Source organism: Melghirimyces algeriensis, from assembly GCF_900182565.1.
GTDB classification, from domain to species: domain Bacteria; phylum Bacillota; class Bacilli; order Thermoactinomycetales; family DSM-45169; genus Melghirimyces; species Melghirimyces algeriensis.
Window position 1 is genome coordinate 72,705 of sequence record NZ_FXTI01000011.1, and the last position, 12,264, is coordinate 84,968.

14 protein-coding genes are annotated in these 12,264 nt (G+C 46.7%); 13 read left to right on the top strand and 1 reads right to left on the bottom strand.

What is annotated here, in order from left to right; genetic code table 11:
• Positions 1 to 9 precede the first annotated feature (9 nt).
• The 12 genes from acpS (at position 10) to sigB (ending at position 9,943) form a co-directional block, all read left to right on the top strand.
• On the top strand, positions 10 to 384 hold the full coding sequence (gene acpS / locus FN782_RS14200; protein WP_142506462.1) for a holo-ACP synthase: 375 nt from the start codon (positions 10 to 12) through the stop codon (positions 382 to 384).
• Positions 385 to 462: 78 nt separating this feature from the next.
• The gene (locus tag FN782_RS14205) at positions 463 to 2,001 is read left to right on the top strand and encodes an NAD(P)H-hydrate dehydratase (protein WP_185956336.1); all 1,539 of its coding nucleotides are present in this window, start codon (positions 463 to 465) and stop codon (positions 1,999 to 2,001) included.
• Positions 2,002 to 2,043: 42 nt separating this feature from the next.
• Positions 2,044 to 3,114, top strand: coding sequence for an outer membrane lipoprotein-sorting protein (locus tag FN782_RS14210; protein ID WP_142506464.1), 1,071 nt, complete (start codon positions 2,044 to 2,046; stop codon positions 3,112 to 3,114).
• 238 nt (positions 3,115 to 3,352) lie between these two features.
• Positions 3,353 to 3,925: a class I SAM-dependent methyltransferase gene (locus FN782_RS14215; RefSeq protein ID WP_142506465.1), complete on the top strand. Its 573-nt coding sequence runs from the start codon at positions 3,353 to 3,355 to the stop codon at positions 3,923 to 3,925.
• A 691-nt stretch (positions 3,926 to 4,616) separates the two neighbouring features.
• Positions 4,617 to 5,048, top strand: coding sequence for a hypothetical protein (locus FN782_RS14220; RefSeq protein WP_142506466.1), 432 nt, complete (start codon positions 4,617 to 4,619; stop codon positions 5,046 to 5,048).
• On the top strand, positions 5,045 to 6,229 hold the full coding sequence (alr, locus tag FN782_RS14225; protein ID WP_142506467.1) for an alanine racemase: 1,185 nt from the start codon (positions 5,045 to 5,047) through the stop codon (positions 6,227 to 6,229). The genes FN782_RS14220 and alr overlap by 4 nt, the downstream gene beginning before the upstream one ends.
• Positions 6,230 to 6,375: 146 nt before the next feature.
• A complete protein-coding gene (locus tag FN782_RS14230; RefSeq protein WP_142506468.1) occupies positions 6,376 to 6,672 on the top strand; it encodes a CopG family ribbon-helix-helix protein in 297 nt (98 codons plus the stop codon).
• A gap of 5 nt (positions 6,673 to 6,677) precedes the next feature.
• A complete protein-coding gene (locus tag FN782_RS14235) occupies positions 6,678 to 7,028 on the top strand; it encodes a type II toxin-antitoxin system PemK/MazF family toxin (protein WP_142506469.1) in 351 nt (116 codons plus the stop codon).
• A gap of 288 nt (positions 7,029 to 7,316) precedes the next feature.
• The gene (locus FN782_RS14240; protein ID WP_142506493.1) at positions 7,317 to 8,318 is read left to right on the top strand and encodes a PP2C family protein-serine/threonine phosphatase; all 1,002 of its coding nucleotides are present in this window, start codon (positions 7,317 to 7,319) and stop codon (positions 8,316 to 8,318) included.
• 52 nt (positions 8,319 to 8,370) lie between these two features.
• A complete protein-coding gene (locus FN782_RS14245; RefSeq protein WP_142506470.1) occupies positions 8,371 to 8,688 on the top strand; it encodes an STAS domain-containing protein in 318 nt (105 codons plus the stop codon).
• Positions 8,689 to 8,703: 15 nt separating this feature from the next.
• The gene (rsbW, locus tag FN782_RS14250; RefSeq protein WP_142506471.1) at positions 8,704 to 9,195 is read left to right on the top strand and encodes an anti-sigma B factor RsbW; all 492 of its coding nucleotides are present in this window, start codon (positions 8,704 to 8,706) and stop codon (positions 9,193 to 9,195) included.
• Positions 9,158 to 9,943, top strand: coding sequence for an RNA polymerase sigma factor SigB (gene sigB, locus FN782_RS14255; protein WP_142506472.1), 786 nt, complete (start codon positions 9,158 to 9,160; stop codon positions 9,941 to 9,943). The genes rsbW and sigB overlap by 38 nt, the downstream gene beginning before the upstream one ends.
• Before the next feature lie 136 nt (positions 9,944 to 10,079).
• On the opposite strand, the gene fdhD is transcribed toward sigB, so the two are convergent.
• Positions 10,080 to 10,937 (bottom strand): formate dehydrogenase accessory sulfurtransferase FdhD, encoded by an 858-nt coding sequence (gene fdhD / locus FN782_RS14260; RefSeq protein ID WP_142506473.1) that lies wholly within the window; start codon positions 10,935 to 10,937, stop codon positions 10,080 to 10,082.
• 251 nt (positions 10,938 to 11,188) lie between these two features.
• Between fdhD and FN782_RS14265 the strand changes: the two genes are divergently transcribed.
• On the top strand, positions 11,189 to 12,232 hold the full coding sequence (locus FN782_RS14265) for a CHAP domain-containing protein (protein WP_142506474.1): 1,044 nt from the start codon (positions 11,189 to 11,191) through the stop codon (positions 12,230 to 12,232).
• Positions 12,233 to 12,264 lie beyond the last annotated feature (32 nt).

Sequence of the window (12,264 nt, forward strand, 5' to 3'; positions counted from 1 at the left end):
GGCATCGCGATGATTTTGGGTATCGGCACCGATCTGGTGGAAATTTCTCGGATTCGGAAAGTGGGGCTGGATCGGTTGTCGAAACGGATTCTCTCTGAGAAGGAACAGAAAGATCGACCGAATATGGAAGGCCGGCTCGCAGAATGGTTGGCTGGACGGTTTGCAGCCAAAGAAGCAGTGGCGAAGGCAGTTGGAACCGGAATTGGAGCGATGATTGGTTTTCAGGATATTCTTGTCCACAAAGATGCCAAAGGGAAACCGTGCGTAGCCATTTCGCCCGCTGTTTATCAACGATTAGGTTGGGATGAACACGTGGAAATTCATCTGTCGGTGACTCACACGAAGGACTATGCCATTGCATTCGCCGTTGTGGAATCCCGATAAAGAAAAGGCACGTCAACCTTGTCTGCATATCCGGACAGGGGCGGACATATAGTTATAACGCGGTTGGGAGGGACACGATTGGTTCTCTGCACTGCACAAGAGGCTCGCGATCTGGATCGGTATACCATTGAAGTACTCGGTATGCCGGGAGCGGCTTTGATGGAAAATGCAGGTCAAAATGCGACCCGGATGTTGTTGAAGCGTTTTTCGGAAGCGAAAAGGGCTGTGGTTCTCTCTGGAACAGGTAATAATGGCGGAGATGGTTTTGTGGTTGCCCGGTCGCTGTTTTCCGCCGGCTGGAAAGTCTCCGTCTGGGTGTCCGGTCAGGTAGAGAAAATGTCTTTAGAGACCCGTGCGTTTTACCAGGTCTGTCGAAACATGGGGTTGGCCGTCTCATTCTTTGATGGGGACCGCAAAGAAGAACTGTTGACCGACCTTCAAAAAGCGGACGTTGTGGTGGATGCTCTCTTGGGCACAGGGGTGCGAGGAGCGTTAAGGGAGCCGGTGCGATGTATGGTTCAAATGGTGAATGAAGCGGAACCTGGTTTCGTACTGGCTCTCGATGCTCCGACCGGAGTTGACACCGACACAGGTGCCATTCTGGGAGAAGCGATTCAGGCGGATCTGACTGTATCCTTTGCCACTTGGAAATGGTGTCACTATCTTTTACCTGCATCAGAGTTTTGTGGTGAGGTGAGGGTGGTTGACATCGGAATGCCGGAAGAGGCAATCCATCACCAGCCTCCCCAGACCTGGGTAAATGATCCTTCCCTTTGGCATGATCACCTCACTCCTCGATCCCCTTGGAGTCATAAAGGAACGTATGGACATCTCCTAGTGCTGGGCGGCTCAAAAGGAATGCTTGGGGCTGCGTATCTGTCCGGGATGGCGGCGCTCAAATCAGGGGTGGGTATGGTTACGATAGGCGTTCCTCACGGACAGGAAGCTTCCATGGCTACCAAGGTGACAGAAGCGTTGGTATGGGGCTGGCCGGATGAGGGAAGCGGTTTGTTTATTGGGGATTTTCCTTCAGATTGGGAAGAGCGGTTCTCCCGGTTTCATGTGGTGACGGCGGGTCCTGGTTTGGGGCGCTTTTCAGGGGAGAAAGCGTGGCTGGAGAGACTGCTTCACTGTACAGATGGTCCACTTGTACTGGATGCCGATGCACTAAATATTCTTTCCAGCGATTTATCCATGTTGCAGTTTCGAAAGAAACCGACCATTCTTACACCGCATCCTGGGGAGATGGCCCGTCTGATTGGGGGCACCGTGAAAGATGTGGAGGCTTCCCGGCATCGGGTAGCCAAGGAATTGGCGGAAAAAACCGGTGCAACGATCGTATTGAAGGGTTCCTTTACAGTGATTGCTTTTCCGGATGGACGGCAAGTTCTGAATGGAACCGCCAGTCCAGCTTTGGCCAAAGCTGGGTCTGGGGATGTATTGACCGGGGTGCTGGGAGCATTTCTGGCCCAAGGTATTCCGGTGGAGTCTGCGGCTCCAATGGCCGTCTACCTTCATGGAATGGCAGGTCGACTGGCCGTTCGCTCTTCGGACTACAGTGTCCTCGCTTCCGAGGTAATTGACAATCTGGGAAACGCCATTCATCAAACCCTCTGATCGCGATGGTGTCCGACCGACACATCTCTTGGAGAACAGAAGATGGAAATATTTCTCCATGAAGAAAGGGATGGTGACATGCGTCGGCTCATATGGGTGTTGACCGTTGTTTTGGCGTCTGTGCTCGCATTGTCCGGTTGTGGGGAAAAGACCCCGGAACAAGTGGTGAGCGATCTTTCCAAACGATCAGAGAAAATGAAAGGATACAAGAGCAAGGCAAAAATGGTGATTCACTCCGGTACCTCTCCACAGGAATATGATGTGGAAGTTTGGTATAAAAAGCCCCACTTTTACCGGGTTGCCTTGAAGAATACCAAAAAAGACGTGACGCAAATCCTGCTTCGAAATGATGAAGGTGTATTCGTCTTAACTCCCCATTTGGAGAAAAGCTTCCGGTTTCAGAGCGATTGGCCGGAAAATGGCGGGCAGGTTTATCTGTACCAGTCTTTGTTGAACAGTGTGATTGATGATTCTGCCCGTGAGATGACCTCTTCTGAAAAGGGCTACCAGTTTGAAGTGGCGGCGAACTACAGTCAGAATTTAGCGATGAACAAGCAACGGATTCAGATGGATAAGGATTACCGCCCCCAAAAGGTGGAAGTCTCAAACGAAGAGGGAAAAGTGATCGTCGAGGTTGAGTTTAACGAGTTTGAGTCAAACGCCTCTTTTGACAAAGATGCTTTTGATATGGAGAGAAACATGAACGGTGCCGCAAGCCGAAGCATTCCCAGCGGATCGGTGGAAAAAGAGAAAAGCCAGAGCAAAAAGAAAGAAGAGATCGAAGCGGTTACACCGGATTGGGTACCCAGCGGAAGCGAATTGACAGATGAAACGACAGTAAATACCCCGGATGGAAAATCGGTGATTATGCGCTATCAAGGGAAAAAACCGTTTACACTGACCCAGAAGAAACCAAAAGCTGTGGAAGCCAGTCTCCCCTTGATGGGAAAGCCCCTTGACCTGGGTTATACCACAGGTGTTCTTCTCAATACGGACAATAAGAAAAAACTTTCCTGGACCTGTAACGGAATTGACTTTGAGCTGATCGGAGAGCTGTCCGAACAGGAAATGTGGAAAATTGCCCGGTCCGTTTATCAGTCCAAGGAAAAATAAAACCGCCTACTTGGTGGTTTTATTTTGGAAATATGGAATTTTGCTTTTGCACGAGCCTGGAGACCAGAGTTGGTGCGTTTTTTTATTTATACGGAATATTTGAGTCCGTCATTAAGAAAACGTTAAGAATTGGTTTGCGAATTTGTTAAGGTGTCTCATTTATCTTGAGGTAAAATGAAGTCTTTAAGGTTATTCTGATTTGTATTTACACATTGATAAATTCCAAGGAGGTTAATCTATGAGTATTCTTTATTGGAGACTATTTCTGGCTCGTTTCTTCCGCTCACCGCTTCAGATTGGCAGTGTGATTCCCAGTTCCCAAAAGTTGGTTCAGGCCATGCTGAGTCCGGTCCCCTGGAATCAGATCGATACAGTTGTGGAGTTGGGAGCCGGAACCGGGGTCATTACCCAAGCGTTAAAAAAATACCACAAACCCGGTACGGAAACATTTATATTTGAAAACGACCCGGTTTTGCAATCGCTATTGCGTCGAAGATATCCAGAATTCCATTTTGCTTCTGATGCCGCCATGATGGATACTGTGTTATCCCAGCAGAATATGAATGGTTCGGACGTCATTCTATCTTCTCTTCCTTTTTCCAACTTCTCGATCGATTCTAGGGTCCGTATTTTGGATCAGATTTGTGATACCTTGAAAACAGATGGGATATTCATTGCCTATCAGTATTCACAACACATCAAACCATTGTTACAGGAACGTTTTCAGGAAGTGGAAATCCGATGGGTTCCTTGGAATATTCCGCCGGCCTTTGTCTATATTTGCCGAAAACCGATCCCGGAAGGGACGTGATTATATGGATGCAGAATTACTGATGCAATGGATTTCCGAGTAACAAAAAAACAGAAATTACTAAAACGCTCGGAAGAACTGATTCATAAATATTTCTTTCCGGGAGTCAGACATGTGATTCCTTATCTCATGGGTATGGGCAAGATGCGTTTTTATCAATACGTAATTTATTCCTACAGTACGGGCTTCATTTGGACAGCTATCTACTTTTACGTTGGGATGCTTACAGGGATGATAGATATAATGGTTTTATTGTCAGATCTCAATTGGATTTTTATATTATTAATCTCTTTATTGAGGATCTGTTCAGATCATTCAGATAAATCAACGCAGAAAACATGAATTCAAATTTTGTATACAGTTCTTTGCGAAATGCTTCGTAACTCATATCCGGATCGATCACTTTGCTTAACAACGCCATATGAGAGATCAAGAAACGGATCAATATCCACTTTTTCAGATAAAATGTTGCTTTTGCAGCTGTTGTAGATAACCTTTCAGTTTTTGAATCACTTGGTGACCTAACTCCAATAATACTGTAAACGTTGTCTCCCACTCTTTCCCTGCACTACATCTGAATCATTTTCTTTGCAAAACACGTTTTTCAATTGTATGATAGCGTTGGGTAGAACGAAAACTGAGGGATGATGGAAGAGAGGCTATAGCTCTTTCTCGATCAAAGGAGAAAAGAATGGAAAACGAGATCTTCATTCATCAGGAAAAAACGTTTTATACCGTATTGCTGTATCGAAAGAGCAAGGGATTGCGTTTGGTAGAGATGGGAGTATTCTTGGTTGGATTACTGACGATGATCCCTTTTTTTGAAGTGAGATCCACTCCGTTTGTTCTGGCTCTGTTAGGGTGGAGTGTGGCAGTCATGGTCGGCATTCCCGGTATCTATCGGGTGATTTGGCAACCGATGTACACGCTTTACCCAGACCGTCTTGTGATTCAGACGTTGCAAAGACGGGAAGAGATTCCCTTATCCAAAGTAGAGTCCGCTCATGATCTTCCCTATATCTATCGAGTTGACGGGAAAAAGCGATTCCTCTTGGTCAGCGACAGCTTTCTGGAATCCCTGAATACCCAATTAGAATTGGTAAAGCGTGGGTTGAATGGATGAAAACAGATCACCAATATTATCGCGATACAAAGGCCATTGTGGATTTGGATGCGATTGAATACAATGTAAAGGAGTTTCGTCGGCATTTGCCCAAATCCTGTCGACTGATGGCTACCGTGAAGGCGGATGCTTACGGGCATGGTGCAGTTCAGGTAGCCCGTGCCGCATTGTCTGCCGGTGCAACCCACTTGGCTGTTGCTTTTTTGGACGAGGCTCTGGAATTGAGACAAGCAGGGATCTCCGCACCTCTTTTGGTCTTGGGACAGACACCAGCCCGTGGAGTGAAAGAAGCGATTCAGCAGGATCTGATTCTGACGGCTTATGATCATGAAAGTGCGGAAGCAATCGCAAGGGAAGCTGGTAAAGTGGAACACCCCGCCCGTGTTCATATGAAAGTGGACACAGGGATGGGGCGGTTGGGATTGTGGAAAGATCAGTCAGTCTCCCTGATCCAACGCTGGGTGGACGACTCCCGGATCAAGGTGGAGGGGATGTTTACTCATTTTGCGACAGCTGATGAGGCGGACAAAGGATATGCTGTCGAACAGCATGAACGACTTTTAGAAGTGATTCAGGGTTTAGAGAACCGAGGAATATCCATTCCCCTCATTCACTGCGCCAACAGTGCCACCGCTATTGATATGCCACACTGGGCCTATGGGATGGTACGATTGGGGATCAGTATGTATGGTTACTATCCATCGGACGAAGTGAATCGGGAGGCGGTGAATCTCCGACCGGCTCTGACATTGAAAACTCGGATTGCTCAACTGAAACGTCCCCCAGCCGGAACGGGCATCAGTTATGGAAAGACGGCGGTTGTAAATGGAAACCAGTGGATTGCAACCTTACCGATTGGCTATGCTGACGGATACAGTCGTCTACTGTCCAATCGGGCAGTCGCACTGGTCCGGGGAAGGAAAGTTCCGGTGATTGGTCGGATCTGTATGGATCAAACCATGTTGGATGTTACCCAAGCGATGCCTGTCACGGTTGGAGATGAAGTGGTCCTCTATGGTTCTCAGGGCTCTGAAACCGTTCATGTGGATGAGATCGCCCATCTGCTGGGGACGATTTCCTATGAAATCACCTGTATGGTTGCTCGCAGGGTTCCCCGTGTTTATATACGGTCCGGTCAAGTGGTGGATATATCCAACCGCCTGAAAACGAACTCTGTGTAAAGAAAATGGAGACAAAGAAGGAATTTTAACGTATAAAGCGAAATACATTTAATATTGTCCCTTACGTCTGACAACCGGCGTAAAAGTATATTTTTGCATTGGCTTTATCATAATGGTAGTATTGATAAGGGAAATCGCCAACGGTGATGATTTGTTGGGGGTGCGTATTGTTGTCCGAGACAAAAAGAATTATGATCAGCCTACCTCAGCAATTGCTTCAGGAAGTAGACGGAATGGTGGAGAAAGAAAACTCCAACCGCAGTGAGTTTATCCGTCAGGCGATGAAGCTTTATCTTTATGAACGAAAAAAGCGGCTGATTCGTGAAATGATGCAACGGGGCTACATGGAGATGGCTAAGATCAACCTCAACATTGCGTCGGAGGCATTTGAGGCAGAAGAAGAGGCAGACGATACAACGATTCGTCTGGTTAGCGGGGTGTAATTCTTTTGATTGTGAAACGTGGCGATGTCTATTTTGCCGATCTCTCTCCAGTGGTCGGATCTGAACAAGGTGGGGTTCGGCCCGTTTTAGTGATCCAAAACAATATCGGGAACCGCTTCAGCCCCACTGTGATCATCGCCGCGATTACTGCCCAAATCCAAAAGGCCAAATTGCCCACCCATGTGGAAATCGATGCAAAGGATTATGGATTTGACCGGGATTCGGTAATCTTGTTGGAGCAGATTCGAACGATAGATAAACAGCGTCTGACAGATAAAATCACTCATCTGGATGAGGAAATGATGGCACGAGTGAATGAGGCGCTGAATATCAGCTTAGGTTTGATTGATTTTTGACGAAAGGGAGATGCATTTGATGCATCTTCTTTTTTATATTTTTTGCGAGCGAGAAAACCCCTGGCTTTAGATATGGGGATGAAAGCGAGCGACAGGAATGTCAAGCAATGGCTTTCCTGATAAATTGGTTGTATAATAAAGGCGAATTTCAAGGATTTTTGCTATTTCGAACCAAGTGCTTTCGGAATCCCGCGAAGTAAAATGCCCTTTCAAAAGGGGGAAACGGGCATTGTCACAGCCGATGGGACGGGTTTGCCGGGGTCGGTGCCACTGATTTGGGGTGACAGAATGAAAGATGAATTGTTTGAGCAATACCAGACGTTGCTTGCCTGCTATTTGCGGGATCGACGGGAAGACCAACTGTATGCGGCTCAGCAGATGAGCAAATGGATGATGGAACAGAAGATTCCGCCGGAGGAAATGGTCAGCTTTCATGCGGAGGCCTTAAAAAGCCTAATGCCTGATCTTCCGGAAGATGTTCATCTCTCCTTCAATTTTCTGATTGAGATGATGATTGGTTATGGAACAGCGCTGCGGGAGCACGAAAATCTTTTAAATAGACAGCGTGAGCTGGAGTATGAGATTGAAGTGGCGGTTGGGATGCAACAAACCCTGTTGCCGGATTCACCACCTGAGCTGCCGGAACTGGATATCGGTGTGATCAGTGTGCCGGCAAACCGCATGAGTGGAGATTACTACAATTTTGTCAATCATGACGGGGACTCCATTGGAGTGGCCCTTTCGGATATTATCGGGAAAGGGATTCCGGCAGCCCTTTGTATGTCCATGATTAAATATGCCATGGATCAACTGGATCATCCCTTGGACCCATCAGAGATTCTCCGTCGTTTAAATACCGTAGTAGAGAGAAACGTAGATCCAAGTATGTTTATCACGATGGTTTATGGGGTGTATGATTTAAACCGTCATATTTTTAGATATGCGGCTGCCGGACATGAACCTGGCATTTACATTTGTAAGGAAGATCAACATTTTGAGGATATGACCACACGTGGACTGGTTCTCGGAGTTACAAAAGAGGTTCAATATCAGGAGTATGCTTTAGCGCTGGACCCTGGAGACTTGATTGTCCTTTTTTCGGATGGGGTGACTGAAGCCCGGATTGATGGTCAGTTTCTGGGCAGAGAACGCTTGAAGGAACTGATCCGGTCGTATCTTCACCTACCTGCCCAGCGAATGGCAGAAACCCTCTATCGGAATTTATATGAAATGGCAGATTATCAACTGAAAGATGATCAGACGATTATTCTCATTCGCAGAAAAGAGTAAAGGTTTAAAAGAGAAGCCAGCGGGTAAAGTCTGAATGTGGGGGTTGAAAGAAATGAATGTTACAATTGAAGAACAAATCCGGTCCGATCAAGAAAGAACGTTGGTCGTCTCTGGTGAGGTGGATGCATTTACCGCACCTCAGCTGCGGGAAAAGCTGATGCCGTTGTGCCAGGAAAATTGTAAGGTGTATCTGAACTTATCCCAAGTGGACTATATGGATAGCACCGGTTTGGGTGTTCTGATCGGTGCATTTAAAAAGCTCCGCTCCCAAAGGGGACGGTTGATTTTAACAGGGGTGAGTCCCCGTCTGAAACGGTTGTTAAACATCACTGGCTTGTCTGAGATTTTGGAAATTGAAGACAGAGTGTAGGAGGAGCGGATTGGTATGGATCAAACCAAGGAAATCATTGAGATGACCTTACCTGCCAAAGCGCAATATGTGGGCGTGGTCCGTCTGACCGTCTCCGGGATCGCCAACCGCTTGGGATTTCATTATGATGATATTGAAGATATGAAGCTGGCTGTTGCCGAGGCTTGTACCAATGCGGTGGATCACGCATACAAAAAAAGTGTGGTTAAAGGAAAGATCGGAGTGACGTTTTTCATTTTTGAGGATCGCTTGGAGGTACAAATCAAAGATGAAGGAAACAGCTTTGATATTGCGGCAGTGAAAAAGAGATGCGGTCCGATTGAGAAACATCACCCATTTGCAGCGATGAGGGAAAGGGGGCTGGGTCTTCACCTCATGGAAGCCTTGATGGACCGTGTTGACATATACGGTGGGCAAGGCGTAGTGGTCTCCCTTACCAAGTATATTCACAGGGACGAGGTGGATTCAAATGTCAACTCGCCCACAAAAACGCAATCTAACCGATGATGAGATCATTGAAATGGTCCGTCGCATGCAAGAAGAGGGAGAAGAAGAGGTTCAAAATCTACTGGTGAAACATTTTACTCCCTTGGTAGAAACCCTGGCATCCAAGTTCTCAAAAGGTCCGGAATCCTTTGAAGACCTGACACAGGTGGGAATGATCGGTCTATTGGCAGCATTGAAGCGATATGATCCGACAGTTGGTCGAAGCTTTGAAAGCTTTGCTGTTCCGACCATCGTAGGGGAGATCAAACGTTATATTCGGGATAAGACATGGAGTGTTCATGTTCCACGCCGAATTAAAGAGTTGGGTCCCCGGATCAAAAGGGCCGCTGAGGAACTGACTACAAAACTTCAGCGTTCTCCCCGTGTCGATGAGATCGCTGACTTTCTGGAACTTTCTGCTGAAGAAGTGTTGGAAGCGATGGAGATGGGAAGGAGTTATAACGCAATATCTGTTGATAGCCCAATTGAGGCGAACAGCGATGGAAGCCAGGTGACCTTGTTGGACCTTGTAGGGGACCTTGATCGTCGTTTTGAACAGGTGGATCAACAGATCCTTCTGCAAAAAGTCTTCCAGGTTCTCAGTCATCGGGAGCAGGAAATTATAAAGATGATCTTTTTTGAGAATAAAAGCCAAAAGCAGACAGGGGAAAGCTTGGGAATTTCTCAAATGCATGTTTCCCGTCTTCAACGGCGTGCCCTCCGAAAATTGCGAGAAGCCATCCGAATGGAATCAACAGAAATTATGTGACTCCATCCTTACCGCTAAAGTCGGAGGCTTTGGTTGGTACATAGGGTGCTATGCCGGAAAACGGTGATGAAAAGAGGAGATAACAAAAACCATCTCGCATTCTTTGTAAAAGCAAGCGAGATGGTTTTTGTCCGTTTCAGCTTTGTTCGTCCTGAATCCGATGACTGCCCGTATAAACGTTAAATCGGTTTTCCCGCGCAAATCCAATCAGTGTGATATTAAACTCCTTTGCCACATCACAGGCAAGGCTGGAAGGAGCGGAGATTGCTGTGACGATCGGAATCCCGGCGACGGCTGCCTTTTGCATAATTTCGAAGCTGGTTCTTCCGCTGACCATTAAGATGCCGTTGGAAAATGAATGGTTTTTATGCAGAAACGCATGGCCCAGAAGTTTATCTACAGCATTATGGCGTCCCACATCTTCCCGAAGGAAAAGTGGATTGCCGAGCGGATCAAACCAACCGGCTGCATGCAGTCCCCCCGTTCGGTCAAAGATTTTCTGTTCCTGGCGAAGGGTCTCTCCCAGTCGGTGAATGGTGGAAGGTGTAACTGTCAAGTTGCTTTGGACAGGGGCAACGCCTCGGATGCGTACTGCTTCCAGGGACGCTTTGCCGCAAACACCACAGCTGGAGCTGGTATAGAAGTTTCGTTGAAGGCGATTGAGATCTATGGAGATTCCCGGACGAAGGTTGATATTTACAATATTGTATGGTTGCTCTCCATCCAATTTCAAGTGGTGGCAATAGGTTATGGTCTCCACATCATCGATAGAGGTCAGAATTCCTTCTGTAAACAGAAAGCCGGCGGCCAGCTCAAAGTCATTTCCCGGTGTTCGCATGGTCACAGCTACAGAAACAGGCTCAGGTAGGTGGGGAAAAACGAGGCGGATCTCCATGGGTTCTTCCACTACCAAAGAGTCTCTGCTTTGTACGGACGTATGATCCTTAAACTTCTGAATCCATCGATGGGTTGAGCGGGATCTGGTTTGACGCATGGGTCCTCCCTTTAAATCGATGAGATTGATCCTAACGGATCATTCTTTTTCTTAAAAGCGTACCGTTTCAGAAGATGAAGATCAACTACAGATGAAAGCTTAAGATCCATCTTTGGACCGAATGAGCCTAGACGGAAAGCGGAATTTTTTAATCCAAAAGAATAAATTTATGTGATTGAGGAAACCCGACGGTCTCCTTGGTCGTTTTTTGTTGTTTGAGGGAATCATTACACACGGAGGGGAGAGAATGTATGAAGCGCCTTCTTCTGGTGGGAATTGTGACCAGCAGTCTGCTCGCTGGGATGATACCGTATCAGACTGTCAACGCGGAGGGGAGTGTCGGTGAGAAGAAACAGGAATTGAAGGATGTACAAAAAGAACAGAAGGATACAAAGGAGACACTGAAGGAATTAAAGAGTAAAATTGAACCGCATAAGAAAAAAGTTGAGAAGATGGAAAAGAAAATTTCCCAAATCAACAAAAAAATCCAGAAATCGGAAAAAGAGAACAAAAAGAATGAAAAGAAACTGAAAAAATATGATCAATTGTTCAAGGACCGTGTCCGTCTGATCTATGCCAAAGGGGAAATGGGTTCCATGCAAGCGTTGCTTGAATCAGAGGACTTTGGCGAGTTTTTGGAGCGATTTGAAACACTCCGACTGATCTTGATGAGGGATAAGACGTTATTTAACAAATATGATAAAGTTCGGAAAGAGCATGAAAAATTGAAAAAAGAGTTGTCCGACTTAAGAAAAAAGCAGGAGAAAGAAGCGGAAAAAACGAGAAAGGTTTACGACGAAATCAATAAAGAGATTGCAAAAGCGCAAGAAAAGCTTGCTTCGCTTCATTCCAAGGAGAGCAGCATCCAGGAAGAAATTAATCGACTGACCCTGGTGGATGCTTCCCTGTATCCTTATAAATATGCCAGTACTTCCGGGGTGGACCCATGGGGATTCTACATCCGACAGTGTACCTCATTTGTCGCTTGGCGGCTCAATCAACAAGGGGTTCGGTTTACCAACACCATGCGGGGGGGCCGTTTCGGCAATGCCGGGAATTGGGATGATAATGCGAGAGCCCTTGGGATCCGTGTGGACAAACGACCGGCTGTCGGAGCCGTTGCACAATTTAATCCCGGTGTGGGTGGTGCCAGCAGTGTCTATGGACATGTTGCCTTTGTCACGGCTGTTCATGGTTCCACGATCACGATTGAAGAATATAATCATCGTCCCTATGCATTTAGTCGTCGAGTGATTCCCGTCTCTTCTGTCAGCAATTTTATTCATATGAACTAGTCAATAAAAAGCGGAGGCAACTGATGTTCACA

Coding starts and splice junctions, on each gene's coding strand:
- FN782_RS14245 (WP_142506470.1), top strand. CDS start 8,371: ATGAATGTTACAATTGAAGAACAAATCCGGTCCGATCAAGAAAGAACG.
- fdhD (WP_142506473.1), bottom strand. CDS start 10,937: ATGCGTCAAACCAGATCCCGCTCAACCCATCGATGGATTCAGAAGTTT.
- FN782_RS14265 (WP_142506474.1), top strand. CDS start 11,189: ATGAAGCGCCTTCTTCTGGTGGGAATTGTGACCAGCAGTCTGCTCGCT.
- rsbW (WP_142506471.1), top strand. CDS start 8,704: ATGGATCAAACCAAGGAAATCATTGAGATGACCTTACCTGCCAAAGCG.
- alr (WP_142506467.1), top strand. CDS start 5,045: ATGAAAACAGATCACCAATATTATCGCGATACAAAGGCCATTGTGGAT.
- FN782_RS14210 (WP_142506464.1), top strand. CDS start 2,044: ATGGAAATATTTCTCCATGAAGAAAGGGATGGTGACATGCGTCGGCTC.
- sigB (WP_142506472.1), top strand. CDS start 9,158: ATGTCAACTCGCCCACAAAAACGCAATCTAACCGATGATGAGATCATT.
- FN782_RS14215 (WP_142506465.1), top strand. CDS start 3,353: ATGAGTATTCTTTATTGGAGACTATTTCTGGCTCGTTTCTTCCGCTCA.
- acpS (WP_142506462.1), top strand. CDS start 10: ATGATTTTGGGTATCGGCACCGATCTGGTGGAAATTTCTCGGATTCGG.
- FN782_RS14230 (WP_142506468.1), top strand. CDS start 6,376: ATGATTTGTTGGGGGTGCGTATTGTTGTCCGAGACAAAAAGAATTATG.
- FN782_RS14220 (WP_142506466.1), top strand. CDS start 4,617: ATGGAAAACGAGATCTTCATTCATCAGGAAAAAACGTTTTATACCGTA.
- FN782_RS14240 (WP_142506493.1), top strand. CDS start 7,317: ATGAAAGATGAATTGTTTGAGCAATACCAGACGTTGCTTGCCTGCTAT.